Origin of the sequence: Micromonospora sp. GCM10011542 (genome assembly GCF_042650685.1) — a bacterium.
GTDB lineage: Bacteria > Actinomycetota > Actinomycetes > Mycobacteriales > Micromonosporaceae > Micromonospora.
In genome coordinates this window covers 409,935-434,937 of the sequence record NZ_JBHSBO010000040.1, presented here as the reverse complement: position 1 = coordinate 434,937, position 25,003 = coordinate 409,935, and the positions used below count along the sequence as shown (strand labels likewise).

Genomic DNA, 25,003 nt, shown 5'->3' with positions numbered 1-25,003 from the left:
CGCGATTTCCGCGCCCGGGCCGCTGTTGCGGCCGGTGCCGCAGCGGGTCGGATCGGCCTGTGAGGCGTCACCGGTCCCGCCTAGCGGGTCGTCGGGGCAGTCCGAGGATGAGCACCGCGCCGACGCTGAGGTGCAGCAGCACGAGCGACACCTTGGCGCCGGCGCCTACGCCGCTGAGCGGCCCGAGCAGCAGCGACAGCAGCAGGACCGCGACCGCGATCGAGGTCCACCAGACGCGGGCCCGGGCGGTGGCGCGTTCGAGCACGGCGAGCAGGGCCCACCCGGCCAGCGCCGCGACCGCGGCGGCCACCACGACCGCGGTCACCGTGATCTGCCGGGTGGACGTCGAGGTACGGGCCGCGACGTCGATGCCGATCGCCGAGTGCAGGATCGCGAACTCCGCTGCCGCCACGAGGATCGCACCGGCCGCCACCGCGGCTCGGTGCGGGAGAAGGTTCGTCATGGCAGGAGTCTGCGGACGGGCGGGGGTCGGCGCGTCGGTCCGGACGCCGCGCCGGGTACGTCCGACGGCGGGGCCGGCCCCTACCAAAGGAGGTGGTCTGGCCCGTCGCGGGCCCAGTAGCCTGCGCGGGTGGACGCGGCAACCTGGGCTGGCGGCCCACTGCGGGTGCGGCGGTGGGCCCCGGTGGGCCTGTCGACCGTGGCGCTCGGCGTGCTCGTCGCCGTCGCGCTGTGGACGACGATCCGCTCCGGGCCGGCCGCGCTGGCCGGCGTCGACGCCGCGCTGGCGGTGGCCGCTCTCTCCCTCGTCCCGCTCGTCATCCGCCGTCCGCAGACCGGTGGCGTGCTGGCCGGTCTGCTGGTGGCACTGTCGTCGGTGGTCACCCCGGTGGCGAGCTTCGCGGTGCTGTTCACCGCGCGGCACCGACCGTTCCGGCAGGCCGCGACGGTGACCGTCGTCGGCGTCGCGGGCGAGGCGGTGCAGGGCGCCTGGCGGTCCACGCCCGGCCTGCCCTACGGGTGGCGGCTCGCGCTGATGACCGCCGCGTACGCGGCCCTGCTGGGTTGGGGCACCTGGGCACGAGCCCGGCACGCCCTGCTGGCGGCACTGCGGGACCGGGCGCAGCGGGCCGAGCGGGAGCAGGAACGCCGGGTCGTCGAGGCCCGGGCCGCCGAGCGCAACCGCATCGCCCGGGAGATGCACGACGTGCTGGCCCACCGGCTGTCCCTGCTCGCCACGGCCGCCGGCGCACTGGAGTACCGGCCGGACGCCCCGCCCGAGCGGCTCAGCGCCGCCGCCGGGGTGATCCGCTCCAGCGCGCACCACGCCCTCGACGAGCTGCGCGAGGTGATCACCCTGCTGCGCAGCGACGACACCGACGCGCTGGCCGACGATCCGCTCGGCCAGACCCTCGCCGACCTGCCCCGCCTGGTCGAGGAGGCCTGGGCCGCCGGGCAGCGCGTCGAGGTCGACGGCCCGCTCGACCCGTCGGTCGCGGTCCCACCGGCGCTGGGCCGCACCGCGTACCGGGTGGTGCAGGAGGCGTTGACCAACGCCCGCAAGCACGCGGCGGGCCAGCCGGTCGTGCTCACCCTCGGCGGCGCTCCCGGGGCCGAGCTGACCATCGCGGTGAGCAACCCGACCGCGCCGGACGCCGGTGCCGCCGCGACCGCCGGCAGTGGCCTGATCGGTCTGGCCGAACGGGCCGCCCTCGCCGGCGGGCACGTCGAGCACCACGTCGGCGCCGACGGCCGGTTCTGGCTGACCGCGCGGCTGCCGTGGCCGGCGTGACCGGCCCGATCCGGGTCGTCATCGTCGACGACGACCCGCTGGTCCGGGGCATGCTGACGATGATGCTCGACGGCGCCGACGGGATCGTCGTCGTGGGCGAGGCCGCCGACGGCGGCGCGGCGATCGCCGCGGTGGACCGGCACATGCCCGACGTGGTGCTGATGGACATCCGGATGCCCGGCGTCAACGGCATCACCGCCACCGAACGGCTGCGCCGCCGGCCCCGGCCACCCGAGATCATCGTGCTCACCACGTTCGACACCGACGAGCACGTGCTGCGGGCCCTGCGGGCCGGCGCCAGCGGCTTCCTGCTCAAGGACACCCCGCCGGAGCGGATCAGCCAGGCCGTCCGGGCCGTCGCGGCCGGCAACCCGATGCTGTCGCCGGGCGTCACGCGCCGCCTCATGCAGCGGGTCGCGTCCGGCGCCGAGTCGTACGAGCGGGCGCACACCCGGCTGGGCCTGCTCACGCCCCGGGAACGCGACGTCGTGCGGGCCATCGCGCAGGGACGCTCCAACGCCGAGATCGCCACCGAGCTGCTGATGAGCGTCACCACCGTGAAGGCCCACGTCTCGCACATCCTGACCAAGCTGGACCTCGACAACCGTACTCAGATCGCCCTGCTCGCCCACGACGGGCGGTTGCTCTGACCTATCCTCGGTCGGTGCCCGAGGACCGGATCGCCGATGAGCAGTTGGCCGAGCTGGTGCGCGCCGCGCGCGCCCAGCCACCGCGAGGCGTGACGGACGTCGCGACGATGCGGCAGGCGGCACGTGACCGGGCCGCCGCCCGCACCCCCGGGCCGGCGATGACCACCGTCGACCAGACGATCTCCGGCGTGCCGGTGCGGATCTACCAGCCGGGCGCCCGACCGGTCATCGTCCACCTGCACGGCGGCGGCTTCGTGCTGGGTGATCTCGACACCCACGACGCGCAGGTGCGGCGGCTGGCCGCGGCCACCGCGGCCAGCGTCGTCGCGGTGGACTACCGCCTGGCCCCGGAGCACCCGTGGCCGGCGGCGGTGGACGACGCGACCAGCGTGGTCAGGCAGGTCGCCGACGGTGGGGTGCCCGTCGCGGTGGCCGGTGACTCCGCGGGCGGCCTGATCGCCATCCTCACCGCGCTGCGCCTGCGCGCCGAGGTACCCCTGCTGGCGCAGTTGCTGATCTGCCCCAACGTCGATCCCGGGCTCGGCATGCCGAGCGTCGCCGAGGAGGGGCAGGGCTGGCTGCTCGACGCCGATCAGGTGCGCCGCTGGATCGCCATGTGGCTGCCCGACCCAGCCGTCCGGACCTCGGCGGCCGTCAGCCCGCTCCGCGCGGACCTGCGCGGTCTACCGCCGGCGGTCGTGGTGACGGCCGAACACGACCCGCTGCGGGACGAGGGCGACGCGTACGCGGCCCGACTGGCGGACGCCGGCGTACCGGTCGTCCACCGGTGCGAGCCCGGGCTGGTGCACGACTTCCCGACCCTGCGCGACGCGTCACCGGGCGCCGCGGCGGCGGAGGACCGGTTCCTCGCCGACGTGGCGAGGCTGCTGCGCGACTAGGGTCGGTGCCGACGTCCCCGGTCAGCCGTGGCGGGTCCGCGCCTGGCCGGTGTCGTATGGACGGTGCACGATGGTCGGGCGGACCAGCCATCGACCGGATCGGGCACCTGCGACATGACAACCGAGCAGACCACCTCTCCCCCACACGCCGGCGTCGGCATCGTGGCCGACGGTCTGGTCCAGACCGTCCGGGACGGCCGTCGGATCCTGGACGACATCTCGCTGGCCGTCGAGCCCGGTGAGGTGGTCGCCATCATCGGCGCCAGCGGCGCCGGCAAGACCACCCTGCTGGAGACCCTGGCCGGGGTACGGCGACCCGCGGCGGGCACGGTGCGCAACGACCGCACCGGCGGCGGCGTCCTCCCGGCGGGCGCGATCGGCTTCGTGCCGCAGGACGACATCATCCACCGCGAGCTGCCCCTGGCCCGGACGCTGCGGTACGCGGCCCGGCTGCGCCTGGCGTCGGGCACACCAGCGGCCGAGGTGACCCGGCGGGTCGGCGAGGTGCTGACCGAGCTGCGGCTGAGCGACCGGGCCGCCGTGCCGGTCGGCCGGCTCAGCGGCGGTGAACGCAAGCGCGCCAGCATCGCGGTGGAGCTGCTCACCCGGCCGGGTGTGTTCTTCCTGGACGAACCCACCTCCGGGCTGGACCCGGCGATCGCGGTGGAGCTGCTGCGGGCGCTGCGGATCCTCGCCGACGCGGGCACGACGGTGGTGCTCACCACGCACCAGATCACCGACGTGGACCTCTGCGACCGGGTGGTCGTGCTGACCCGGCAGGGCCGGCTGGCGTTCACCGGCACGCCGGCCGGCGCCCGCGAGTTCTTCGGCCTGCCGTCACTGGCCGAGGTGCACCTGCGCCTCGACGGGGAGGACGATCCGGCAGCCTGGCCGGACCGCTTCGCCGCGTACCGGGACGCCGACCCGCCGGCCGGCGTACCCGAGCCGGGGGGCGTCGCGCCGGAGCGCCGCCCCGTCGGTCGGCTGCGCCAGTGGGGCGTGCTCACCGCCCGGAACGCGGAGATCATCGCCCGCAACCGGCTGACCCTGGCCATCCTGCTCGGCTCGCCGCTGCTGGTGCTCGGCATGTTCGCGATGCTGTTCCGCCCGGGAGCGTTCGACCCAACCCGTCCGAGCCCCAACGTGACGGTGATGATCCTGTTCTGGATCGCCTTCGGTGGCTTCTTCTTCGGGCTCACCTACGGCCTGTTGCAGATCTGCACCGAGCTGCCGATCCTGCGCCGCGAGCGGCTGGCCGGTGTGCGCGTCCTGCTGTACCTGCTGGCGAAGGTCGCGGTGCTGCTGCCGCTGCTGGCCCTGGTGGACCTGGCGCTGCTCGGCGTGCTGCGCAGCATCGACCGGCTGCCGCCGGTCGGCGGCGCGGACTTCGCCGCCCTGTACGCCACACTGCTGCTGTCCTCGGTGGCCGCGCTCGCCCTCGGCCTGCTCTGCTCGGCGGCCGTCTCCGACCCGGCCCAGGCGACGCTTCTGCTGCCGATGCTCTGTTTCCCGCAGGTGCTCTTCGTGGGCGCGATCCTGCCGGTGCCGGCCATGGCCGCCGGCGGGCAGTGGCTCAGCTACGCGATGTCCAACCGCTGGGCGTTCGAGGCCCTGGGCCACACCGCCGGCGTGCAGCGGCTCTGGCGCGACGGCGGCTCCCCGCTGGGTCCGCCGCTGCTCGCCGCGTACGGCGACAGCTTCACCCGGCCGGTCTGGGTGAACTGGCTGATCCTCGGCGGTTTCGTGCTGCTCTTCCTCGGCGCGACCTGGGTGGTGCTGGTACGCGGGCAGGCCCGCCGTGCGGCGTGAGGCCGAGCGGACCGGGTCCCCGGCGGCGCTGCCCGGGTACGCCGCCACCGCCCGGATCGACGAGCTGCGGGCCACCCAGTACCGGCACCTCGACCGGCAGGGTCAGGTCTACCTCGACTACGCCGGAGCCGGGGTGGCCGCCGAGGCGCAGGTGAGCGCCCACCACGACCGACTGCTAGCCGGCCTCTACAGCAACCCGCACTCGGAGAACCCCACCTCGGTGGCGGCCGGTGCGCTGGTCGAGTCGGCCCGGCGCGCGGTGCTTGCCTTCTTCCGCGCCGACCCGACCGAGTACGCCGTCGTATTCACCCCGAACGCCAGCGGCGCCTGCCGGCTGGTCGGCGAGGCGTACGCCTTCGGCCGGGGATCCCCGTTCGTGCTGACCTGGGACAACCACAACTCGGTCAACGGCATCCGGGAGTACGCCCGCTCCGCCGGCGCGCCGGTGCACTACGTGCCGCTGACCGGGCCGGACCTGCGCGCGGCCGAGTCCGACGTGGTCACGGCGCTGACATCGGCCGGGAGTGGGCGGTGGCGCCGGGCGAGGGGCCGGGGGCTGTTCGCGTACCCGGCGCAGAGCAACTTCTCCGGCGTGCAGCACCCGCTGAGCTGGGTGGAGCTGGCCCACCGGCGCGGGTACGACGTGCTGCTCGACGCCGCCGCGTTCGCACCGACCAACCGGCTGGACCTGGGCGCGGTGCGGCCGGACTTCGTCTGCCTGAGCTGGTACAAGTTGTTCGGCTACCCCACCGGCGTGGGCGCGCTGCTGGCCCGTCGCGACGCGCTGGCCCGGTTGCGCCGGCCCTGGTTCGCCGGTGGCACGATCCGGGCGGTCAGTGTGCAGGGCGACTGGCACCGGCCGATGGACGACGAGTCGGCGTTCGAGGACGGCACCCTCAACTTCCTCAGCATCCCGGACGTCGAGTTCGGACTGCGCTGGCTCGACTCCATCGGCGTCGACCTCGTGCACACCCGGGTCGGTGTGCTCACCTCGTGGCTGCTGGACCGGCTCACTGGGCTGCGGCACCGCAGCGGCGTGCCGCTCGTCCAGGTGTACGGGCCGGCGACGGGCGAGGCCCGGGGCGGCACGATCACGTTCAACTTCCGCCACCCGGACGGCTCGCTGGTCGACGAGCGGCTGGTCGCGCTGGAGTCCGCAGCGGCCGGTATCTCGCTGCGTACCGGCTGCTTCTGCAACCCGGGCGCGGGCGAGGGCGCGTTCGGGATCAGCCGCAGCTCGCTGCGCCGCACGCTGCCCGCGCGCCTGCACACCATCGACGAGTACCTCGACGCGCTGCGGCTGCCGACCGGCGGGGCGGTACGCGTCTCGTTCGGCCTGGTCTCAAACGCGGGTGACGCGGAACGCTTCGTCGCCTTCGCCGAGTCGACCTACCTGGACCGGGATGCGGCAGCTGAGACGGCGTTGGCACCCCGGCTGCGCTGCTGAACGCACTCGCACCTGCTCGCATGAGCCGCCGCCGCCCACCGCCACCGGCGGCTCACGCGAGCCGTCGCCAGTCGGGGCCGGTGGGCCGACCGGTCGAGGTGAGGGCGGCGAGCATGACGTCCTCGACCTGCTGGGGCGTCAGTTGCTCTCTGTCGTCCGCGCCCGGCACGTAGGCACCCCAGGAGCGTCCCTCGTTGTCGGCCAGCACCACCCCCACCCCGTCGCGGTGATCACTGACTGCGGCGATGACACCCCACGGGCGGCGGATGTGCACCTGTTGCCGCAGATCCGGGTCGAGTTCGCGCAGCCACCGTCGGACGGTCTCCCGATCGTCGAGCGGCGCCGTCTCGGAGGTGACCCGGAACAGACCAGGGGTGCTCAACAGCTCCGCGACGTCCTGGTGCGCCGACTCCGGTCGGCCGGTCAGCTTCTGTAGCCAGCCCATCTCGCCTCCCCGGCTGATGCGGACGACACCATCGCAGCTCAGGGTGCCCCGCCCCGGGACCCCGCCAAACCTCGTATGCCACGCAGGTCAGCGGGTGTTCGGCGGCTCAAACTCCGCTGATGTCACGAATTGCCGGTGTGATTGTCACCGTGGCGTCATGACTCATCACACTATGAACACGGATCCTCCGCTCGCAGGATTGACGCCAACCAACCAGGTGGCGGAGGCGAGCAGGATGGATGATCGGTACGACTCGTACTGCGCGGTCGACCCGCTCTTCTACGACTCCCTGTCGACGGCGTCGACGGCGATCCGGTACGCGGCCGACCGACCGCTGCCGGACGGTTGGGAGTGCGAGGTCAAGGACGACTGGCTGGTGTACGGGCCGATCGGCGGCCGCCTCCCCCAGCAGGGCTGGAAGATCCACATCTCGGCCCGGCTCGACAACGCCGAGCGGGTACTCGCCCGGGTGCTGGACTACTGCCAGCCCCGCGGCATCCCGGTCAAGCACCTGCGCGGTCCGCGGCTGCTGCTCATGCGCAACAGCAAGTACGCGCGCCGCGGCAGCAGTGGCAAGTTCATCACCGTCTACCCGCGAGATGACGCGGAGCTGGAACTGACCGCCAAGGAGCTGGCCGATCTGCTCGACGGCGAGCCGGGGCCGTACGTCCTCAGCGACCTGCGCTACGGCGCCGGCCCGGTCTATCTGCGCTACGGCGGCTTCGCCGCCCGGTACTGCCTCTCCCCCGACGGCCAGGTCGTCCCGGCGATCGAGGACCAGCACGGCCGGCTCGTGCCGGACCGGCGGGACCCGGTGTTCCACGTGCCGGAGTGGGTGGCCCTGCCGGACTTCCTCGCCCCGCACCTGGCGGCCCGCAACGCCACCACCACCGGCGACCTGCCGTACCGGATCGAAAAGGTGATCCACTTCTCCAACGGCGGTGGGCTGTACGAGGCCCGGGACACCCGCACGGACCAGCGCGTGGTGTTGAAGGAGGCCCGCCCGCACGCCGGCCTGGACTCCACCGGCACCGACGCGGTGACCCGGCTGCACCGCGAGTCGGAGATGCTGACCCGGCTGGCGGACGTGCCGCACCTGGTGCGGGTGCACGACCGGTTCACCCTCGGCGAGCACGAGTTCCTGGCACTGTCCTACGTCGACGCCCAGCCGCTCAACCGGCTGGTCGTCGAGCGGCACCCGCTGGTGCACCCCGACGCCGACCGGGCCGAGTACACCCGCTGGGCGCTCGACGTGCAGCGGCAGGTCGCCGAGGCGGTCGCGGCGATCCACGCCCACGGCGTGGTCTACGGCGACCTGCACATGTTCAACATCCTGGTGGCCGACGACGGGACCGTCACCCTGGTCGACTTCGAGGTGGCCGCCCCGGTCGACGGGGCGACCCGGCCCGCCCTGCGCAACCAGGCGTTCGCCGCCCCGCGCGACCGCACCGGCACCGACGTCGACCGGTACGCGCTGGCCTGCCTGCGGATCGCGCTGTTCCTCCCGCTGACGGCCATGCTGCGCCTGGCCCCGGGCAAGGCGGCGCACCTGGCCGAGGTGGTGGCGGAGCACTTCCCGGTGCCCCGGGATCTGCTGGACGAGGCGGTCGCCGTTATCGACGGGCCCGCCGGGTCGGCGCGGACCGCTGACCGGCCCGGCTCGGACTGCACCCGGATCGACCCGGACGACTGGCCGGGGCTGCGCGACCGACTCGCCGGCGCGATCGTGGCCAGCGCCACCCCGCACCGCGACGACCGGCTCTTTCCCGGCGACATCCAGCAGTTCAGCGGCCCCGACGGCGGCCTCAACGTCGCCCACGGCGCGGCCGGGGTGCTCTGGGCGCTGCACGCCACCGGCGCGGCGGTCACCCCCGAGCACGAGCAGTGGCTGGTCGACCGGGTTCGGGAACCGGCCTCCGGCACCCGGCTCGGTTTCTACGACGGGCTGCACGGCATCGCGTACGTGCTGGACCGGCTGGGCCGACGCGACGAGGCGCTGCGGCTGCTCGACACCTGCCTCGCCGAGCCGTGGCAGTCCCTCGGCTCCGATTTGGTCAGCGGGCTGTCCGGGATCGCGCTGAACCTCGCCCACTTCGCCGACGCCACCGGGGACCGCCGCTATTCCGACGCCGCCCGCGAGGCGGCCGGCCTGGTCACCGCCCGGCTCGGCGAGGTGGAGTCGGTCCCGGAGATCAGCGGGGGCCGGCACCCGTGGGCGGGGCTGACCCGTGGCGGCGCCGGCGTCGCCCTGATGCTGCTGCGGATGTACGAGCGCGACGGCGACCCGGCGCTGCTCGACCACGCCGGCACCGCGCTGCGGCAGGACCTGCGCCGGTGCGTGCTGCGGGAGGAGGACCACCTGGAGGTCAACGAGGGGTGGCGGACGATGCCGTACCTCGCGCACGGCAGCGTGGGCATCGGGCTGGTGCTCGACCAGTACCTGGCGCACCGGCCCGACGAGGAACTGCACGACAGATCCCGGGCCATCCGCCGCTGCGCCGACTTCCCGTTCTACGCACAGTCCGGGCTGTTCGCCGGGCGCGCCGGGATCGTCGCCTACCTTGCCGAGCGGGGCGAGCTGGACGCGGCCCGCCACCAGGGCCGGCTGCTGAGCTGGCACGCGCTGCCCTACCGGGGGCTGCCCGCCTTCCCGGGCGAGCAGTTGCTGCGTCTGTCGATGGACCTCGCCACCGGAACGGCTGGGGTGCTGGTCGCCCTGGCGGCGAGCCGTCCGGAGCGCACCGTACGACTGCCGTTCCTCGCGCCGCTGACCGACGCGGCGCCCGCACCGGCCGGCGGTTGACCGGCCCACCAGCTCCCCGGGGGTCACTCCGGGGCCGACCAACCATCCGAGACACGGAGGAGGTGAATTCGAATGGCTCTGCTGGACCTCCAGGGAATGGAGCTGCCGGCCGCTGAGCGGACCGGCGGCGGCAGCCGCGCCAGCCTGCTGCTCTGCGGTGACAGCTCGCTGAGCGTCACCACCTGCAACTGAGCGCGACGGTCACCACTGCGGTGACCGCGGCCCACCGAACCAGGAACGAATCGACGACAGGAAAGAGGTAAGGACATGGCTCTTCTCGACCTGCAGGGGATGGAACTGCCCACCGCCGAGCGGACCGGCGGCGGCAGCCGCGCCAGCCTGCTGCTCTGCGGCGACAGCTCGCTGAGCGTCACCACCTGTAACTGACGCGAGTTCGCCTGGTCCCGGGCCGGTTTCCGCCGGCCCGGGGCCGCGCTCATGGGAGGCGTGGATGACGTCAGCGGACCGGCTCCTGGTACGGGCCGTGCGCGCCGCCGGGTGGTGGACGCCGGCGCTGCTGGTCGTCACGCTGCTCGGGGTGGCCGCCGAGCTGGCGTTGCCCGCCGTCCTCGGCCGCGCCGTCGACGCCGCCGTCGGCGCCGCACCGGCGTCCTCACCGTACGGTTGGCTTCCCGTCGTCGTCGGGCTCGTCGCGGTCATCGTGGTCACCGACGCGCTGCGCGACTACGGCACGGGCACCGCCGCGGCCCGCTCCACCGCCGCACTGCGACACCTGCTGGTGCGGCACATCTTCGCCCTGGATCCCCGGCGCGCGGCCCGGCATCCGGTCGGTGACCTGGTGGGCCGGTTGGTCGGGCAGGTCGCCGACGCGGGGCAGGCCGCTCCGACGGCCGTGCTGGCCGTCACCGCCACCGTGCCGCCGCTGGGCAGTCTGGTGGCGCTCACCCTGATCGACCCGTGGCTCGGTCTGACCTTCGTCGTGGGGCTGGTGGTGCTGGGCGTCCTGCTGCGGACCTTCGTCGCCGACGCCTCGGCGGCCGTCGCCGGCTACCAGCAGTCCCAGGGGAATCTCGCCGGGCGCCTGGTCGAGGCTCTGGCCGGGGCGCGGACTATCGCCGCCGCCGGCACGGCGGAGAAGGAGGTCGCCCGGATCCTGGAGCCGGTCGGGGCGCTGCGCCAGCACGGTGCGCGTACCTGGGCGGTGCTGGCCCGGGCGGCGGCCCGCGGCGCCGTGGTCAGCCCGCTGCTCCAGGTCGCCGTGGTCGCGGTCGGCGGGTTGGCGCTCGCCGCCGGCCGGCTCAGCCCCGGCGAACTGCTGGCCGCCGTGCAGTACGCGGCCCTCGGCGCGGGGCTGGGCGCCGTGGTGAGCACGCTCAACAAGCTGGTCCGGGCGCGGGCCGGCTGTCGGCGTGCCGTGGACGTGCTGGGCGAGCCGGTCCGCCGCTTCGGCACCCGGGTCCTGCCTCCCGGGCGGGGTGACCTGCGGCTGTGTGGGGTCACCGTCCGTGCCGACGACGGGCGGGTTCTGCTCGACCGGGTCGACCTGCACGTACCGGGCGGGGCGCTGGTCGCCGTGGTGGGCCCGTCCGGCTCTGGAAAGTCCCTGCTGGCGGCCGTCGCGGGCCGGCTGCGCGACCCGGACGAGGGCCAGGTACGCCTGGACGGCGTGCCGCTGCCGGAGCTCAGCCACACGGCGCTGCACACGGCGGTGGGCTACGGGTTCGAGCGGCCGGTGCTGGTCGGTGAGACCGTCCGCGAGGCCGTCGGGTACGGGATGGACCCGGTGCCGGTGGCCCGGGCGGCGGCCATCCACGACTTCGTTGAGCGGCTGCCCGCCCGCTACGACACGCCGCTGGCCGACGTGGCGATGTCGGGTGGGGAACGGCAACGCCTCGGGCTGGCCCGGGCGATGCGTGCCGACCGGCTGCTGATCCTCGACGACGCGCTGTCCAGCCTGGACACCGTCACCGCCTACCGGGTCGGCCGGGCGCTGACCGCGGCGGCGGACCGGCGTACCCGGCTGGTGGTGGGCTACCGGGTACCGACCGCCGCCGCCGCGGACCTGGTGGTGTGGCTCGACGGCGGGCGGGTGCGGGCCGTCGGCCCGCACCTGCTGCTCTGGGCCGACCCGGCCTACCGGGCGGTGTTCCGGTCGTGACCACGGTCGGCGCGGTGGTCCGGGCGGCGCTGCGCGGCCGGCGGGGGGCGCTGTGGCGGCTGGCCGGCTGGTCGGTGGCCGAGTCGCTGCCGGCGGCCGGCGCGGGCCTGCTGACCGCGTGGGCCGTCGACGACGGTTTCCTGGCCGGCCGGCCGCTGGTCGGCCTGCTCTGGCTGACGCTGCTGGCCGCCGCCGTGCTGGTGGGAGCGGTCGGCACCGCCCGCGCCTACGCGCTGCTCGGTGACGTGGTCGAGCCGTTCCGCGACGAGTTGCTGCACCGGGTGGTCGCCGCGGCGGTGGGACAGGCGACGGCCGCCGGAGGTCGCGGCGACGACGCCGTGGTGGCCCGGTTGACCCACCAGGTGGAGTTGGTCCGCGACACCTGGGCGGGGCTGCTCATGGTGGTCCGGGGCTTCGTGTTCGCTGCGGGCGCCGCGCTGCTCGGTCTGGTCTCGCTGGCCCCGCCGGTCGCCCTGGTGGTGGCCGTGCCGGTGCTCGCCGGGCTGGGCCTGTTCGTCCTGGCGCTTCCGGCGATGGTCGCGCGGCAGCGGCAGTACGTGCTCGCCGACGAACGACTGGGCCGGGTGGCGGTCACCGCCGTGTCCGGGCACCGCGACGTGGTCGCCAGCGGCGCCCGGGACCGGACGGCCGGCTGGGTGGGCGCGCACGTCGACACCCAGGCGCGGGTGGAACGCCGACTGGCCACCATGGCCGCCACGCGGGCGTTGACGCTGGCCGTCGGCGGCTGGCTGCCGGTGCTGGCGGTGTTGCTGTGCGCCCGCTGGCTGGTCGACCAGGGCGTCGGCCCGGGAGCGGTGTTGGGCGCGCTGATCTACGTGGTGCGCGGGGTGCAGCCCGCCCTGCACACCCTGGTGCAGGGGGTGGCCGCCGGTGGCCTCCGCTTCGCCGTCACCCTCGACCGGCTGCTGCGTACCAGTGCGGACTTCGACGCCACGCCGCCGCGTCCGGCCGCCCCGGTGAGCGCGCCGCGTCCAGCCGCCGCGGCGCCGGCGCTGCGCCTGCGCGGGGTCAGCTTCCGGTACGGGCCCCGCGCCGCACCGGTGCTCGACGGGTTCGACCTGGACGTGCCCGACGGGGACCACCTCGCGATCGTCGGCGCCAGCGGGATCGGCAAGTCCACCCTGGCCAACCTGGTCGCCGGGATCCTGCGCCCGCAGGCCGGGCAGGTACGCCTCGCGGGCCTGCCGGTGGCCGGTGCCAGCCCGGCCGAGCTGGCCCGTCGGCGGGTGCTGATCCCGCAGGAGGCGTACGTCTTCACGGCGTCGGTACGCGACAACCTGACGTACCTGCGCCCGGACGTGCCGCAGGCGGTCCTGGATCGGGCGGTGGCGCGGCTGGACCTCACCGGCCTGGTGGGCCGGCTCGGCGGCTACGACGCGATCCTGCGCCCGGCGGACCTCTCCGCCGGCGAGCGGCAACAGGTCGCCCTGCTGCGGGCCTGGTTGTCGCCGGCCCGGTTGGTGATCCTCGACGAGGCGACCTGCCACCTCGACCCGCCGACCGAGGCGCGTCTGGAGCTGGCCTTCGCCGAGCGGCCGGGCACCCTGGTGGTGATCGCGCACCGGGTCAGTTCCGCGTTGCGCGCGCGCCGGGTGCTGCTGCTGGACGGCGCCACGGCCACGGTAGACGATCACGACGGACTGCTGGCCCGATCCGCCACCTACCGCGAGCTTGTCGGATATTGGACAGACGGCCCAGATCAGGTCAGATCCAGCCCGACTCCCGGGCAATTCGGACAGCGTCCAGACGGGTACGCGCACCGGTCTTGGCCATGATGCGTGACAGGTGGTTGCGTACCGTCCCCGCCGAGAGGGCCAGCTTCCGCGCGATCTCCCGCACCGGGTGACCCTCGGCGACGATGTCCAGGACCTCCCGCTCGCGTGGGGTCAGCGGGTTGTCGTCGCCGGCGAGCGCGGCGACCACCAGATCGGGATCGAGGACCAGCCCTCCGGCCGCGAGGTCACGGACGCCGTCGGCGATCCGCTGGGGCGCCACGTCGCGGCTGAGCAGGCCGAGGCACCGGCCGTGTTCGGCGATGAGCGGGCGCACCCGGGCCGCCCGACGTGGCTCGACCAGCATGAGCAGGCGGCCCCCGTCGGGCTGCGCGGACGCCAGTGCGGCGGTCATCTGGCACAGGTCGTCGAACGGCACGATCCGCACGTCGAGCACGGCGACGTCCGGGCGTTCGGCCCGGAGGGCGGCGCAGAAGCCGTGCGGGCTGTCCGTCTCGCCCACCACGTCGATGCCCGCCTCCGCGGCGAGATAGTGGGCGAGTGCACCCCGGACCAACTCGCCCTGCAGAGCGAGCACCGTTCGCACCATGCCGATCCCCCCATCGTGGACCCCCGTCCGCTGACAATGCGTACGCGCGGAAATACACGCAGTTAGGGATCCTAGGACAGTGCGTCGGTTGGCAACACCCCCGACACATGCCGGCGGCGTCAGATCCAGCCGGCGTCCTGGGCGCGGCGGACCGCCTCCCACCGATTCCGCGCGCCGGTCTTGCGCAACAGTGTCGACATGTGGTTACGCACCGTTCCCGGGGCCAGGAAGAGCGCGGCGGCGATCTCCTTGGACCGCAGCCCCCGGGCCGCCGCCGCGGCGACCTCCCGTTCGCGTTCGGTCAGCGGGTTGACCGACGCCTCGATGGCGGCCAACGCGGTGAGCGGGTCGATTCTGCGCTGTCCCCGCGCGACCGCCCGCAACTCGCTGAGCAGGTCGGCGGGGGGCACGTCCTTGGCGATGACACCGCGCACCCGGGCGCCGAGCGCCCGGCGCAGCATCCGCGGGGTACGCCGGCCGGTCAGCAGGACGACGACGCAGTGCGGCACCACCCTGTGCAGGCGCCCGGTCAGCGCCGGCAGATCGTCGAGCACATCGAGATCGGCCAGGACCAGATCGACCGCGCGGTCACCGGCCAGGCCCGGTACGTCCCCGGCGGGGTCGGTCTCGGCCACCACCTCGAAGTCCGGCGCCGCGTCGAGCACCGACACGAGGACGCCGCGCAACAGGCCCGGTTCGCCGACGACGGCGACCCGCACCGCGGAGCGGCCCTCCGCGTCCGGCGGCGCCTCCGACCGACCCGGTTCCCGACCGGAAAGCGAGAGCGCACTGGTTGCCATGGCCCTCCTCGGGCGGACGCGACCGGGCTGCCGGACGGCCGCTGGCGCACACCCCCCGCGCCACGGCGTCCCGCCCGTGTGGACATCTGACCTGGGCGATCCTCGACCAGGATATGGCCTGCGCGGCCGACCCGCCCCTCGGCAGGGTCAGTCGATGACGGCGCTGCGGCGCTCCAGCAGGAGCACGTCCCGCCACCGACCGTGGTGGCGGCCGACGCGTTCGCGGGTGCCGATGACCCGGAAGCCGGCCCGCCGGTGCAGGGCCAGGCTGGCGGTGTTCTCCGGGAAGACGCCGGACTGGATCGTCCAGATCCCGGCCGCCTCGGTCGAGGCGATCAGCGCGTCCAGCAGCAGTCGCGCGACACCACGACCCCGGGCGGCGGGGTCGACGTAGACGGAGTGCTCCACCACGCCGGCGTACACCGCGCGGGCAGAGGTCGGTGACACGGCGACCCAGCCGAGGACGGTCCCGCCCCCGTCGACGGCGACGAAGCGGTGGTCGGCCAGCCTGGCGGCGTGAAACACCGGCCAGGTCGGCGCGATGGTCTCGAAGCTGGCGTCGCCCGCGTCGAGACCGGCCTGGTAGATGGCCAGCACCGCCTCGGCGTCGGAGGCCGTCATGGGTCGAACGCTGACATCGGACCGCACGCACTCCATCCTGACCTGTACCGGCGCCGCTTTGACAGGGCGGGTGCTACTCAGCAAGAATTGAGTCAATGAGCGCTGACCTTTCCCTGGTCGGGCGTGCGCGGATCCACGCCGCGCTCGGCGAGCCGGCACGCCTGGCGATCGTGGACGCGCTCAGCCTGGGCGACGCCTCCCCCGGCGAGATCGCCCGCACCCTCGACCTGCCGAGCAACCTGGTCGCCCACCACGTCAGGGTCCTCGCCGACGCGGGCCTCGTCGACCGTGCCCGCTCCGAGGGCGACCGGCGCCGCACCTACCTGCGGCTGCGGCCGGGAGCCCTGGCCACCCTGACCCGGCCCCCGCTGTCCGGCGTGGGCCGGGTGGTCTTCGTGTGCACCCACAACTCCGCCCGCTCCCAACTCGCCGCCGCCCTCTGGTCCGACCGCACACACACCGTCGCCGCCTCCGCCGGCACGACGCCGGCTCCCCGGGTGCACCCCCGCGCGGTGGCGGTGGCCGACCGCCACGGCCTGCGCCTGGACCCGACCGGCACCGCGCACGTCTCCGACGTGGTGCGCGCGGACGACCTGCTGATCGCCGTCTGCGACAACGCGCACGAACAGCTCACCGGGCCGGTCCGTCCCCGGCTGCACTGGTCGGTCCCCGACCCGGCCCGGGTCGACACCGACGACGCGTTCGAGGCCGCCTTCGCCGACCTGGCCGACCGCGTCGAACGGGTCGCCCCCGCCATCCGGCCCTCCACCACCCGATGAACCGCAGACCCGGCCAGCCCGTGGCCCGGCGTCACGCACCTGGGAGAGCACAGACCATGACGACCGCACCCTGGCGACGCCTGCTGGCCGAGTTCACCGGCACCGCCCTGCTGGTCGCCGTCGTCGTCGGCTCCGGCGTCATGGCGGCCACCCTCTCCCCCGACGACGTCGGCCTGCAGTTGCTGGAGAACTCGATCGCCACCGCGCTCGGCCTGGGCGCGCTCATTCTCATCTTCGGCCCGGTCTCGGGTGCCCACTTCAACCCCGTGGTGTCGGCCGCCGACTGGTTCCTCGGCCGCCGCGCCGGCACCGGCCTCACCGCCCGGGACCTCGCCGGCTACACGGTCGCCCAGATCCTCGGCGCGATCGGCGGGTCCATCCTGGCCAACCTCATGTTCGACCTGGCCGCCGTCGACCTGTCCGACAAGGACCGTTCGGCCGGGCACCTCTGGCTCGGCGAGGTGGTCGCCACCACCGGGCTGATACTGCTCGTCTTCGCGCTGGCCCGCTCCGGCCGCGCCCCGGTCGCGCCCGCCGCCGTCGGGGCGTACATCGGGGCCGCGTACTGGTTCACCTCGTCGACCTCGTTCGCCAACCCGGCGGTGACCATCGGGCGAGCGTTCACCGACACGTTCGCCGGCATCGCTCCCGCCTCGGTGCCCGGCTTCGTCCTCGCCCAACTCGTCGGCCTCGCCGTCGGCGTCGGCCTGCTGCTGGCCCTCTATCCCGACGCCGGCCAGGCCGCCGACCGGGTCGTCGTCCCCACCGACGACGCCGCGCTCGACCACCACGCATGAACCGCCAGAGAGGCCTCTGATGTCCGACAAGCCCAGCGTCCTGTTCGTCTGCGTACACAACGCCGGTCGCTCCCAGATGGCCGCCGGCTGGCTGCGCCACCTTGCCGGCGACACCGTCGAGGTACGCTCCGCCGGCTCCGCGCCCGCCGAGACCGTCAACCCGGCCGCGGTCGAGGCGATGCGGGAGGTCGGCATCGACCTCACCGACCAGACCCCGAAACTCCTCGAGTACGCCACCGCCGAATCCTCCGACGTCATCGTCACTATGGGCTGCGGCGACGCCTGCCCGGTCTTCCCCGGCAAGCGCTACGAGGACTGGAAGCTCGACGACCCGGCGGGCAGGGGCGTGGAAGCCGTACGACCGATCCGCGACGAGATCCGCGCGCGGGTCGAGACGCTGCTCGCCGAGCTGCGCCCGAGCACGGATCAGGAGCAGTCGAAGCGGTAGTCGAACGGCCGGTCGGGGCAGGACGCGCAGACGAACAGGTAGATGCCTCCGGCGTCGCCGAGCATCAGTCCAGCCGGGTTCTGGATCGCCCGCCACGGATGGTCGTCCGCGCTGTCGAAGCCCCAACCGGCCATCGCCGGCCTCTCCTCGAGCGGGATCCACCGCCGCTCGTCGCCACGGCTGAACTCGCACGTGGCCACGGTGAGCAGATGCTCCATCGGGGCACCGCACGTACACACCGGCCAGTCCGGCGACTGGGTCCAGCCGGGATAACCGCCGACCTTGATCCCCGAGGCGACGGCCAGATCGGTCTCGTACTCCCAGCCCGTGTCCGCCTCAAGCTGCTGCATGGTCCGCCGGATCTGGGACCGCACCTCGTCCGGCAGATCGTGGGTGGGGTACTCGGTCACCGGCTCCGGGTCGACGACGCACGGGTCCGGTACGTACTCCGGGTCCGCGTCCTGATGCGGGGCGGGCATCGTGGTCAGCAGGGCGCCGATGTCGGCGCGTCGACGCCACCGCAGCTCGGGTCGGGGTGCGCTCCACGGGTCGTGGTCGAACGGGCACCACAGCACCTGGAGCACGTCCGTGCCCTCGGGAAACGGAATGCCGGAAATGTCGTCGGCGAACAGCTGCGCGACCGGCACGAGCGGCACCTCAGCCGGGTCCGGAGCGTCGTCGAAGTGGTCGTAGGCACCGTCGCCGACGCAGATCGGCCACGGTTCGTCGGCCGGCCACAGCAGCGGCCCGCCCACGGAACTCTGCTCGGCCGTCGGCGAGCCCCGCCGCGGATGCAGGCGGATCGTGGTCCGCGCGAACGGAATCACCTGCGGGAAGATTCGCGGCATGTCAACCGGGCCGGGCGGCGTGGTGTGCACGGCCCGGAGCCTAGAGCCCCCCACCGTCACCCTGGACCGTCGCCCGCCGCAACAGCGCGTCGATCTCCGCGCGCAGCACCGGCCACTCCTCAGGGAGGGCGTAGGTCATCACGAAGGACGACCCGCTCCGCCCGCAGGCGCCGCCGACGGTCTGCGCATGGCCCGCTCAGCCCACCAGCGGTCACCGGCGTTGCGGTGGGCCAGCGCATGACGTAGGTTTTCGTGCACGCCGTCGAGCTGGAAGGAGGTCAGAACAATGTCCGATGTTCTGCGCCCCCTCCGCGCACCGGCGTCCACGCGGAGCTGATCCGGGGCGCACGCTTGCCGGAGGTTCAGCCCATGACCGACCTGGTCATCCGTCCGCTCGTCGCGGGCGAGGAAAATCTTTTCGACTCGATGCCCGACCCGCTGCCCCAACTGCGCCAGGTCGGCTACGCCGACGGGGTCGCCGGCGGCGGCTACCGTCCCGAGACCACCTGGGTCGCGCTGCGCGCCGGCCGGGTCGTCGGCCGGGCCGCCTGGCTCCGTCCGCCGGGCGCCGTCGGCGCCCCCTGGTTGGAACGCTTCGACCTGGCCGCCGAGCCGGAGGTGGGCGCCGCCCTGCTGCACGCCGCCTTCGAGGCGCTCGGCGGTCCCGGGTTGTACTACGCCGCGCTGCCGGCGCACTGGCGCCGCCGACCGGAGGTGCGGGCGGTGGTCGAGGCCCCGATGGCAGCCGCTCGGCTCGCCGGGCTGGTGGAACGCGGCGAGCGCGTCCGGTGCTCCTGGACGGGCACACCCCTGCCGGCGTTCTCCGGGCGGTACACGTTCCGCCCGGCCGCCGACGCTGCGGAGATCAACGCCCTGGTGGCGCGGGTGGCCGAGCCGGACGTGCTGACCGGTGTGGAGATCGCACGGGCGGTCGCCGGGGTGGACCTGGCGACCGACCCGCTGGCCTGGTTGACCGGCCCGGCCGAGAACTGGCGAGTCGCCCTGCACGACGGTGAGCCGGTCGGCCTGGCCGGCACGGCCGGCGACGCCTGCTACCCGCTGCTCGCGTACCTCGGCCTGCTCGACGAGGCCGTACGGGCCGAACTGCTGGCCGAGGCGGTCCGGGTGCTGGCCGACGGCGGCGCCCGGGAGGTCATCGCCGACGTGGACGCGCGCCGAGTGGCGGTGCTGGCGGAGCTGGAACGGACCGGGTTCCGGCAGCTGCGCACCCGGGTCGTCTTCGCCCCCGCCACCGGTACGCCCGTCGGGTAGCCGACTGCCGTGGGAGGCCCTGCCGGGAGGGGCGACGGTAGGGTCTCCCACGGCACCGAGGGGTGAGCCGTAGCGTGGGCGGCATGCGAACCACGACGCTGAGCAGCACGGGCCCCGAGGTCGGCGTGATCGGCCTGGGCTGCATGGGCATGAGCCACGGCTACGACATCACGGCCCCCCGGGACGACGACACGTCGATCTCCGTCATCCGGCAGTCGCTGGACCTGGGCGCGACGTTGATCGACACCTCGGACGTGTACGGGCCGTACACCAACGAGGAGCTGGTCGGCCGGGCGCTGGCCGGCGGGCACCGCGACCGGGCGGTGCTGGCGACCAAGGTCGGCCTGGTGGTCACCTCCCCGACCGGCGGTCCCGGCAACTCGCCGACCATCGCCAACAACGCCCGGCCGGAGCACATCCGCGCCGCGATCGACGACAGCCTGCGCCGGCTCGGCACCGACCACGTCGACCTCTACCAGTTGCACCGCGTCGACCCGGAGGTGCCGATCGAGGAGTCCTGGGGTGCGATGGCCGAGCTCGTGGCGGCCGGCAAGGTCCGGCAGCTCGGCCTGTCCGAGGTGAGCGTCGAGCAGATCCAGCGGGCCCAGGCGGTGCACCCGGTGGCCTCGGTGCAGTCCGAGTTGTCCCTGTGGACCCGTGACCCGCTGGCCGAGGTGCTGCCGTACTGCGCCGAGCAGGGCATCGCCTTCCTGCCGTTCTCCCCGCTGGGCCGCGGTTTCCTCGCCGGCCGGTTCAGCTCCTTCGACGACCTGCCCACCGATGACTTCCGTCGTGGTCTGCCCCGCTTCCAGCAGGACGCGCTGCGCGCCAACCTGGCCATCGTCGGCCGGGTACGCGAGATCGCCGACCGGGCCGGCGTCACCCCCGCGCAGGTCGCGCTGGCCTGGGTGGTCGCCCAGGGCCGGTACGTCATCCCCATCCCCGGCACCAAGACGCCCCGGTACCTGCTGGACAACGTCGCCGCCGGCGACATCCAGCTCAGCGCCGCGGACCTGGCCGACCTCGACGCCCTGCCGGCGCCCACGGGCGGTCGCTACTGACCGGCGGGCCGAACACGACCGGGACGCCGGGCGAGTACAGCACGCTCGCCGGCGCCCCGATCGGCGCCGGCAACCCGGCGGCGGCGACCAGTTCGTCGTCCAGGTGCAGCAGGTCGGCCCGGTGCAGCGGCCAGCGGGGGTGCCAGTTCGGCAGGTGCAGGGTGCGCCCGTACGCCCGGGTGTGCAGCCCCCACCGGGCGGTGACGAAGTGCTCCAGCGGCGTCGGCTCGGCGATCGGCGCACCCACCCGGACCACCATCCGGCTCGCCGTACCCGCCGGGCCGGGCCACCGGCGCCGGCACCGGTAGGTGAGGCGGTCACCGTCGCGCTCCATCCGCATCGTCGACCAGAGGTACGGCAGGCGCAGGGTCGCCCGGGCGACCAGCACCGCGACCAGCCGGGACGCGTCCAGCGAGCGGAACACCACGGCCCGCCGGCCGGTGGCGTCGACCGAGTAGAGCCGGACGTTGGTCTCCCAGAAGCTGCCGAAGTACGGCACCCCCGGCCCGCGGCCGAGGCCGAGCCCGACCATCCGGAACCCGATCAGGCCGACGTAGCTGACCCCGTCCAGGGTGTCCGGGCTGGTGCCGGTGGGCAGCAGCGGAGCGACGAGCTCCGGCGCGACCGGCCAGTGCAGGAAGGTGAGATCCCGCCAGCGCTGCCGCAGGACCGCTCGCGGGAACGCCTGCTCCGGCGCCGCGTCGACCGCCTCGATGTCCACGTCTTCATCCTGCCCCGGTCGGGGTGGGCGGCGCCCGGTCGGTGGCCAGGGAGCGGACCGTCGCGCGACGGGCCTGTAGCGGTGGCTGAGGCCCTGTCGGCTCCGCGCCGTAACAGGGTGGTAAGGACACGGACCCGGTGGCGCGCATAGCATCCGGTCATGTCCGATGCCCGTGCCACCACCGCCCGGATGACCGTCCTGCTCACCACGGCCGTCCTCGCGCTCACCGCGTGCGGCGGCGCCGAACAGCCGCCCGCCGCCTCCAGCGACGCGACCGCCGCGTCGACCGGATCGGCGCGGCCCAGCACCACGACCGCTGCGAGCCCCGAGGCGACCGGCGCGACGGCCACGGCGCTGCCGGAGACGATCTCGTTCAGCGCGCGGACGATCGACGGCGCGACCTTCGCGGGCAGCAGCCTCGCGGGTAAGCCGGCGGTGCTGTGGTTCTGGGCGGCCTGGTGCAGCCGATGCCGGGGGGTGGCCGACGAGGTGGCCGCCGTGCAGCGGGACAACGCCGGCCGGGTCAACCTGGTCGGTGTGGCCGGGCTCGGAAGTGGCGACGCGGCGATGCGGCGCTTTGCCCGCGACACCGGCATCGAGGGCTTCCCGAACCTGGCCGACGACGACGGTCAGGTGTGGCGCCGGTTCAAGGTCACTGCCCAGGAGCAGTACGTCCTGCTCGACTCCGCCGGCGCCGTCGTGTACTCCGGTCCGCTGCCGCAGGCCGAGCTGCGCAAGCGCATCGCCGGGCTGAAATGAGCGTGCCTGACGCACCGTACGGGCTGGCGCTGGGCGCCGGCCTGCTGGCCGCGGTGAACCCGTGCGGCTTCGCGCTGCTGCCCGCGTACCTGTCCATGCTGATCCTGGGTGACGACCCGGCAACCGACCGGGCGCCCTTCGCCCCGGTCGGCCGGGCGCTCGCGCTCACTGGCGCGATGACCGTCGGCTTCGTGGCGGTGTTCGGCACGTTCGGGCTGCTCGCCGCGCCGGCGGCGGACGCGGTGGCCCAGCGACTGCCGTGGGTGTCGATCCTGATCGGGCTCGCCCTGGTGGCTGCCGGCGGTTGGCTGCTGGCCGGGCGGCAACTGCCCGCCTTCACCCCGAAGATGGCCACCGGGCCGGCGGTCCGGCGGCGGTTCACGTCGATGGTGCTCTTCGGTGCGGCGTACGCCGTCGCCTCGCTCGGCTGCACCATCGGTCCCTTCCTGGCCGTCGTGGTCGCCGGCTTCCGAGCTGGGTCCGCCGTCTCCGGCGTCGGGCTGTTCCTGGCGTACGCGCTCGGCATGGGCCTGGCGGTCGGTGCGGCCGCGCTCGCCGTGGCGCTGGCCCGGGAGTCCCTGGTCCGCCGCACCCGCCGGGCCGCGCCGCTGCTCGGCCGCGTCGCCGGCCTGCTCCTGGTGCTGACCGGCGGATACGTGGCCTGGTACGGCTGGTACGAGGTCCGACTCTTCAGCGGCGGTGGGGGTGCGGACGACCCGGTCATCGACGCGGCGGGCGCCGTGCAGAGCGCGGTCAGCGGCTGGCTGGCCGACGTCGGGCCGTGGCGGATCGCCGCGGCGGTCGCCGCGCTGCTGATCCTGGCCGCCGCCGGACTGCTGCGCCGCCGTCGGGCACCCGGCGGACCCGCCCGGCCGCAGCGCACTCCCGAGCCCGACCGGTCATCGTGACGCCGCGCCGCCCGGTCACATGGTGAGCACCACCTTGCCGGTCGCGTGCCCGCCCGCGACGTGGCGGATCGCGTCGGACGCCTCGGCCAGGGCGAAGGTGCGGTCGAGCACCGGCCGCACCCGCCCGGCCTCGATCAGCTCGGCCAGCACCGCCAGGTTGGCGCTGCTCTCCTTCGACACCAACGGCACCAGCCGCGGGCCGACGAACGGCGAGAGCGCCAGCGCCCGCAGTTGCCGGTCGAAGCCCTGCAGCCACCTGCCGTCGCTCGCCTCCCCGCCGACCAGCACCAGCGTTCCGGTTGGGGTGAGTACCCGGCGCAGCCGGGACAGCGGGCGGTTGCCGGCGGTGTCGATCACCAGGTCGTACCGCTGGTCGGGCAGGTCGTCGCGGGTGTAGTCGACGACCTCGCCCGCGCCGAGCGAGCGGACCAGGTCGAGCTTGGCCGGGCCGCAGACACCGGTCACCCGCCCGCCGGCGGCGACGGCGAGTTGGACGGCGTACGAGCCGACGCCACCGCCCGCGCCGATCACGAGGACCCGCTGGCCGGCGCGGAGCCGGCCGGCGTCGCGGACGGCGGCGAGCGCGGTCTGCCCGGAGACGGGGACGGCCGCGGCCTGGACGAAGTCGAGGTTGGCGGGCTTGCGGGCCAGCCGGTCGGCGGGCGCGAGGGCGTACTCGGCGAAGCTGCCCGCGCCGGTGCCGTAGACCTCGTCACCGGGTGCGAAGGCGGTGACACCGGTTCCGACGGCGGTGACCACACCGGACAGGTCGAGGCCGGGAACGCGGTGGCGGGGGCGGCGCAGGCCGTAGCCCAGGCGCACCGCGTACGGCAGGCCGGTCATCAGGTGCCAGACGCCGGGGTCGACGCCGGCGGCGTGGACCCGGACGAGCACCTGCCCGGGGCCGGCGGTGGGCACGTCGACCTCGGCGAGACGGAGCACCTCCGCCGGGCCGTACCGGTCCTGCACGATCGCCTTCACGACTCCTCCTGGGGGTACTGGAACACCTCGGTGAGCGGGACGCCGAAGACGGCGGCGATCTGGAAGGCCATCTCCAGCGAGGGCGAGTAGCGGCCCTGCTCGATGGCGATGACGGTCTGCCGGGTGACGCCGACCCGGCGGGCCAGCTCGGCCTGGGTCATCTCGTCGCGGGCGAAGCGCAGTGCCCGGATCGAGTTGGTGATCCGGGTCGGCCTCACCACGACTGGAAGCCCCGCCGGTAGGCGACGACCTTCGCGGCCGAGCCGACCACCGCCGAGAGCACGAAGCAGAGGTACACGACGTTGGCGATCCAGAACTGGTCCCACCGGGCCAGCGCCATCGCCAGCGCGGCGACCCCGCCGACCACGACGAACGACTGGCCGATGTGGTCGCCGAGGCGGTGGATCTCCCGATCACGCTGGTCCTTCTCGTTCGCACCCTGGGGCGACACGATCGAGACCACGATGTGCAGCGCGATCGCCGCGACGATCGCCGCGCCGATGGTCGCCAGCAGCGGGCCCGCGTAGGAGACCTCCGCGAGCCGGTCCCCGTCCGCGCGCCCGAGCACCACCGTGACGTACGCGGCATAGCCCGCGACCGCCACCAGAGCCATGATCCAGGCGCGCTTCTCCTCGAAGGCCATCCGACCCCTCCTTTCAGAGTCAAGAATTCTTGACATCAACCAGTGTCAAGCACAGGCAACATAATGTCAAGAATTTTTTACCTATCGACCGGCTCCG

At 74.2% G+C, this 25,003-nt stretch carries 27 protein-coding genes; 17 read left to right on the top strand and 10 right to left on the bottom strand.

What is annotated here, in order from left to right; genetic code table 11:
* Positions 1-67: 67 nt before the first annotated feature.
* Complete coding sequence (locus ACFOW4_RS15395) at positions 68-463, bottom strand: DUF6069 family protein (RefSeq protein WP_377528138.1); 396 nt, start codon at positions 461-463, stop codon at positions 68-70.
* Between the two features lie 129 nt (positions 464-592).
* Between ACFOW4_RS15395 and ACFOW4_RS15390 the strand changes: the two genes are divergently transcribed.
* From ACFOW4_RS15390 to ACFOW4_RS15370, 5 genes are all read left to right on the top strand, one after another.
* Positions 593-1,753: a sensor histidine kinase gene (locus tag ACFOW4_RS15390; RefSeq protein ID WP_377528136.1), complete on the top strand. Its 1,161-nt coding sequence runs from the start codon at positions 593-595 to the stop codon at positions 1,751-1,753.
* Entirely contained in the window at positions 1,741-2,403 is a 663-nt protein-coding gene (locus ACFOW4_RS15385) for a response regulator (protein WP_377528134.1), read from the top strand. The genes ACFOW4_RS15390 and ACFOW4_RS15385 overlap by 13 nt, the downstream gene beginning before the upstream one ends.
* 14 nt (positions 2,404-2,417) lie before the next feature.
* Positions 2,418-3,302, top strand: a complete 885-nt coding sequence (locus ACFOW4_RS15380) for an alpha/beta hydrolase (RefSeq protein WP_377528132.1) — start codon at positions 2,418-2,420, stop codon at positions 3,300-3,302.
* Between the two features lie 114 nt (positions 3,303-3,416).
* Entirely contained in the window at positions 3,417-5,111 is a 1,695-nt protein-coding gene (locus ACFOW4_RS15375; protein WP_377528130.1) for an ATP-binding cassette domain-containing protein, read from the top strand.
* Positions 5,101-6,558 carry an aminotransferase class V-fold PLP-dependent enzyme gene (locus tag ACFOW4_RS15370; RefSeq protein WP_377528128.1) on the top strand — a complete coding sequence of 486 codons (1,458 nt, stop codon included), beginning with the start codon at positions 5,101-5,103 and terminating at the stop codon, positions 6,556-6,558. The genes ACFOW4_RS15375 and ACFOW4_RS15370 overlap by 11 nt, the downstream gene beginning before the upstream one ends.
* Before the next feature lie 52 nt (positions 6,559-6,610).
* Here the strand turns inward: ACFOW4_RS15370 and ACFOW4_RS15365 are convergent, their stop codons facing one another.
* Complete coding sequence (locus ACFOW4_RS15365; RefSeq protein WP_377528126.1) at positions 6,611-7,003, bottom strand: hypothetical protein; 393 nt, start codon at positions 7,001-7,003, stop codon at positions 6,611-6,613.
* A 235-nt stretch (positions 7,004-7,238) separates the two neighbouring features.
* Between ACFOW4_RS15365 and lanKC the strand changes: the two genes are divergently transcribed.
* The 5 genes from lanKC to ACFOW4_RS15340 all read left to right on the top strand — a co-directional run bounded on the left by lanKC (position 7,239) and on the right by ACFOW4_RS15340 (position 13,721).
* Positions 7,239-9,806, top strand: coding sequence for a class III lanthionine synthetase LanKC (lanKC, locus tag ACFOW4_RS15360; protein WP_377528124.1), 2,568 nt, complete (start codon positions 7,239-7,241; stop codon positions 9,804-9,806).
* A gap of 72 nt (positions 9,807-9,878) precedes the next feature.
* Positions 9,879-9,998, top strand: a complete 120-nt coding sequence (locus ACFOW4_RS15355; RefSeq protein ID WP_088647629.1) for a SapB/AmfS family lanthipeptide — start codon at positions 9,879-9,881, stop codon at positions 9,996-9,998.
* Positions 9,999-10,073: 75 nt separating this feature from the next.
* The gene (locus tag ACFOW4_RS15350) at positions 10,074-10,193 is read left to right on the top strand and encodes a SapB/AmfS family lanthipeptide (protein WP_377528122.1); all 120 of its coding nucleotides are present in this window, start codon (positions 10,074-10,076) and stop codon (positions 10,191-10,193) included.
* Between the two features lie 64 nt (positions 10,194-10,257).
* The gene (locus ACFOW4_RS15345) at positions 10,258-11,925 is read left to right on the top strand and encodes an ABC transporter ATP-binding protein (protein WP_377528120.1); all 1,668 of its coding nucleotides are present in this window, start codon (positions 10,258-10,260) and stop codon (positions 11,923-11,925) included.
* Positions 11,922-13,721 (top strand): ATP-binding cassette domain-containing protein, encoded by a 1,800-nt coding sequence (locus tag ACFOW4_RS15340; protein ID WP_377528118.1) that lies wholly within the window; start codon positions 11,922-11,924, stop codon positions 13,719-13,721. Before ACFOW4_RS15345 ends, ACFOW4_RS15340 begins: the two co-directional genes overlap by 4 nt.
* On the opposite strand, the gene ACFOW4_RS15335 is transcribed toward ACFOW4_RS15340, so the two are convergent.
* From ACFOW4_RS15335 to ACFOW4_RS15325, 3 genes are all read right to left on the bottom strand, one after another.
* On the bottom strand, positions 13,651-14,256 hold the full coding sequence (locus ACFOW4_RS15335; protein ID WP_377528116.1) for a response regulator transcription factor: 606 nt from the start codon (positions 14,254-14,256) through the stop codon (positions 13,651-13,653). The genes ACFOW4_RS15340 and ACFOW4_RS15335 overlap by 71 nt on opposite strands.
* A gap of 131 nt (positions 14,257-14,387) precedes the next feature.
* Positions 14,388-15,068, bottom strand: coding sequence for a LuxR C-terminal-related transcriptional regulator (locus ACFOW4_RS15330; protein ID WP_377528114.1), 681 nt, complete (start codon positions 15,066-15,068; stop codon positions 14,388-14,390).
* A gap of 147 nt (positions 15,069-15,215) precedes the next feature.
* The gene (locus ACFOW4_RS15325) at positions 15,216-15,725 is read right to left on the bottom strand and encodes a GNAT family N-acetyltransferase (RefSeq protein WP_377528112.1); all 510 of its coding nucleotides are present in this window, start codon (positions 15,723-15,725) and stop codon (positions 15,216-15,218) included.
* A gap of 59 nt (positions 15,726-15,784) precedes the next feature.
* On the opposite strand from ACFOW4_RS15325, the gene ACFOW4_RS15320 reads away from it, so the two are divergent.
* Genes ACFOW4_RS15320 through ACFOW4_RS15310 form a run of 3 tightly spaced genes read left to right on the top strand, consistent with a single transcriptional unit; the run spans position 15,785 to position 17,713 of the window.
* Positions 15,785-16,468 (top strand): helix-turn-helix domain-containing protein, encoded by a 684-nt coding sequence (locus tag ACFOW4_RS15320; RefSeq protein WP_377528110.1) that lies wholly within the window; start codon positions 15,785-15,787, stop codon positions 16,466-16,468.
* A 56-nt stretch (positions 16,469-16,524) separates the two neighbouring features.
* Positions 16,525-17,265, top strand: a complete 741-nt coding sequence (locus ACFOW4_RS15315) for an aquaporin (protein WP_377528108.1) — start codon at positions 16,525-16,527, stop codon at positions 17,263-17,265.
* A 19-nt stretch (positions 17,266-17,284) separates the two neighbouring features.
* Positions 17,285-17,713 carry an arsenate reductase ArsC gene (locus ACFOW4_RS15310; RefSeq protein ID WP_377528106.1) on the top strand — a complete coding sequence of 143 codons (429 nt, stop codon included), beginning with the start codon at positions 17,285-17,287 and terminating at the stop codon, positions 17,711-17,713.
* Here ACFOW4_RS15310 and ACFOW4_RS15305 read toward each other — a convergent pair.
* A complete protein-coding gene (locus ACFOW4_RS15305) occupies positions 17,692-18,591 on the bottom strand; it encodes a hypothetical protein (RefSeq protein ID WP_377528104.1) in 900 nt (299 codons plus the stop codon). The two genes, ACFOW4_RS15310 and ACFOW4_RS15305, sit on opposite strands and share 22 nt — an antisense overlap.
* Positions 18,592-18,930: 339 nt before the next feature.
* Between ACFOW4_RS15305 and ACFOW4_RS15300 the strand changes: the two genes are divergently transcribed.
* Both ACFOW4_RS15300 and ACFOW4_RS15295 read left to right on the top strand, forming a co-directional pair.
* Positions 18,931-19,833 carry an acetyltransferase gene (locus ACFOW4_RS15300; RefSeq protein WP_377528102.1) on the top strand — a complete coding sequence of 301 codons (903 nt, stop codon included), beginning with the start codon at positions 18,931-18,933 and terminating at the stop codon, positions 19,831-19,833.
* Between the two features lie 83 nt (positions 19,834-19,916).
* The gene (locus ACFOW4_RS15295; RefSeq protein WP_377528100.1) at positions 19,917-20,894 is read left to right on the top strand and encodes an aldo/keto reductase; all 978 of its coding nucleotides are present in this window, start codon (positions 19,917-19,919) and stop codon (positions 20,892-20,894) included.
* Here the strand turns inward: ACFOW4_RS15295 and ACFOW4_RS15290 are convergent.
* A complete protein-coding gene (locus ACFOW4_RS15290) occupies positions 20,833-21,615 on the bottom strand; it encodes a YqjF family protein (RefSeq protein ID WP_377528098.1) in 783 nt (260 codons plus the stop codon). The two genes, ACFOW4_RS15295 and ACFOW4_RS15290, sit on opposite strands and share 62 nt — an antisense overlap.
* Positions 21,616-21,774: 159 nt before the next feature.
* Between ACFOW4_RS15290 and ACFOW4_RS15285 the strand changes: the two genes are divergently transcribed.
* Entirely contained in the window at positions 21,775-22,374 is a 600-nt protein-coding gene (locus ACFOW4_RS15285) for a redoxin domain-containing protein (RefSeq protein WP_377528096.1), read from the top strand.
* A 2-nt stretch (positions 22,375-22,376) separates the two neighbouring features.
* On the top strand, positions 22,377-23,282 hold the full coding sequence (locus ACFOW4_RS15280) for a cytochrome c biogenesis CcdA family protein (protein ID WP_377528094.1): 906 nt from the start codon (positions 22,377-22,379) through the stop codon (positions 23,280-23,282).
* A gap of 15 nt (positions 23,283-23,297) precedes the next feature.
* Here the strand turns inward: ACFOW4_RS15280 and ACFOW4_RS15275 are convergent, their stop codons facing one another.
* The 3 genes from ACFOW4_RS15275 to ACFOW4_RS15265 are packed head-to-tail and all read right to left on the bottom strand — an operon-like array spanning position 23,298 to position 24,906.
* Positions 23,298-24,263, bottom strand: a complete 966-nt coding sequence (locus ACFOW4_RS15275; RefSeq protein WP_377528092.1) for an NAD(P)-dependent alcohol dehydrogenase — start codon at positions 24,261-24,263, stop codon at positions 23,298-23,300.
* Positions 24,260-24,484 (bottom strand): helix-turn-helix transcriptional regulator, encoded by a 225-nt coding sequence (locus ACFOW4_RS15270; RefSeq protein ID WP_377528090.1) that lies wholly within the window; start codon positions 24,482-24,484, stop codon positions 24,260-24,262. The genes ACFOW4_RS15275 and ACFOW4_RS15270 overlap by 4 nt, the downstream gene beginning before the upstream one ends.
* Complete coding sequence (locus ACFOW4_RS15265; RefSeq protein ID WP_377528088.1) at positions 24,478-24,906, bottom strand: hypothetical protein; 429 nt, start codon at positions 24,904-24,906, stop codon at positions 24,478-24,480. The genes ACFOW4_RS15270 and ACFOW4_RS15265 overlap by 7 nt, the downstream gene beginning before the upstream one ends.
* Between the last annotated feature and the right edge of the window lie 97 nt (positions 24,907-25,003).

What these genes read in the sequence shown, in the direction of transcription:
- ACFOW4_RS15285 (WP_377528096.1), top strand. Translation starts at nt 21,775, where the DNA reads ATGTCCGATGCCCGTGCCACCACCGCCCGGATGACCGTCCTGCTCACC.
- ACFOW4_RS15355 (WP_088647629.1), top strand. Translation starts at nt 9,879, where the DNA reads ATGGCTCTGCTGGACCTCCAGGGAATGGAGCTGCCGGCCGCTGAGCGG.
- ACFOW4_RS15310 (WP_377528106.1), top strand. Translation starts at nt 17,285, where the DNA reads ATGTCCGACAAGCCCAGCGTCCTGTTCGTCTGCGTACACAACGCCGGT.
- ACFOW4_RS15315 (WP_377528108.1), top strand. Translation starts at nt 16,525, where the DNA reads ATGACGACCGCACCCTGGCGACGCCTGCTGGCCGAGTTCACCGGCACC.
- ACFOW4_RS15330 (WP_377528114.1), bottom strand. Translation starts at nt 15,068, where the DNA reads ATGGCAACCAGTGCGCTCTCGCTTTCCGGTCGGGAACCGGGTCGGTCG.
- ACFOW4_RS15295 (WP_377528100.1), top strand. Translation starts at nt 19,917, where the DNA reads ATGCGAACCACGACGCTGAGCAGCACGGGCCCCGAGGTCGGCGTGATC.
- ACFOW4_RS15395 (WP_377528138.1), bottom strand. Translation starts at nt 463, where the DNA reads ATGACGAACCTTCTCCCGCACCGAGCCGCGGTGGCGGCCGGTGCGATC.
- ACFOW4_RS15375 (WP_377528130.1), top strand. Translation starts at nt 3,417, where the DNA reads ATGACAACCGAGCAGACCACCTCTCCCCCACACGCCGGCGTCGGCATC.
- lanKC (WP_377528124.1), top strand. Translation starts at nt 7,239, where the DNA reads ATGGATGATCGGTACGACTCGTACTGCGCGGTCGACCCGCTCTTCTAC.
- ACFOW4_RS15325 (WP_377528112.1), bottom strand. Translation starts at nt 15,725, where the DNA reads ATGGAGTGCGTGCGGTCCGATGTCAGCGTTCGACCCATGACGGCCTCC.
- ACFOW4_RS15320 (WP_377528110.1), top strand. Translation starts at nt 15,785, where the DNA reads ATGAGCGCTGACCTTTCCCTGGTCGGGCGTGCGCGGATCCACGCCGCG.
- ACFOW4_RS15300 (WP_377528102.1), top strand. Translation starts at nt 18,931, where the DNA reads ATGACCGACCTGGTCATCCGTCCGCTCGTCGCGGGCGAGGAAAATCTT.
- ACFOW4_RS15265 (WP_377528088.1), bottom strand. Translation starts at nt 24,906, where the DNA reads ATGGCCTTCGAGGAGAAGCGCGCCTGGATCATGGCTCTGGTGGCGGTC.
- ACFOW4_RS15365 (WP_377528126.1), bottom strand. Translation starts at nt 7,003, where the DNA reads ATGGGCTGGCTACAGAAGCTGACCGGCCGACCGGAGTCGGCGCACCAG.
- ACFOW4_RS15345 (WP_377528120.1), top strand. Translation starts at nt 10,258, where the DNA reads ATGACGTCAGCGGACCGGCTCCTGGTACGGGCCGTGCGCGCCGCCGGG.
- ACFOW4_RS15350 (WP_377528122.1), top strand. Translation starts at nt 10,074, where the DNA reads ATGGCTCTTCTCGACCTGCAGGGGATGGAACTGCCCACCGCCGAGCGG.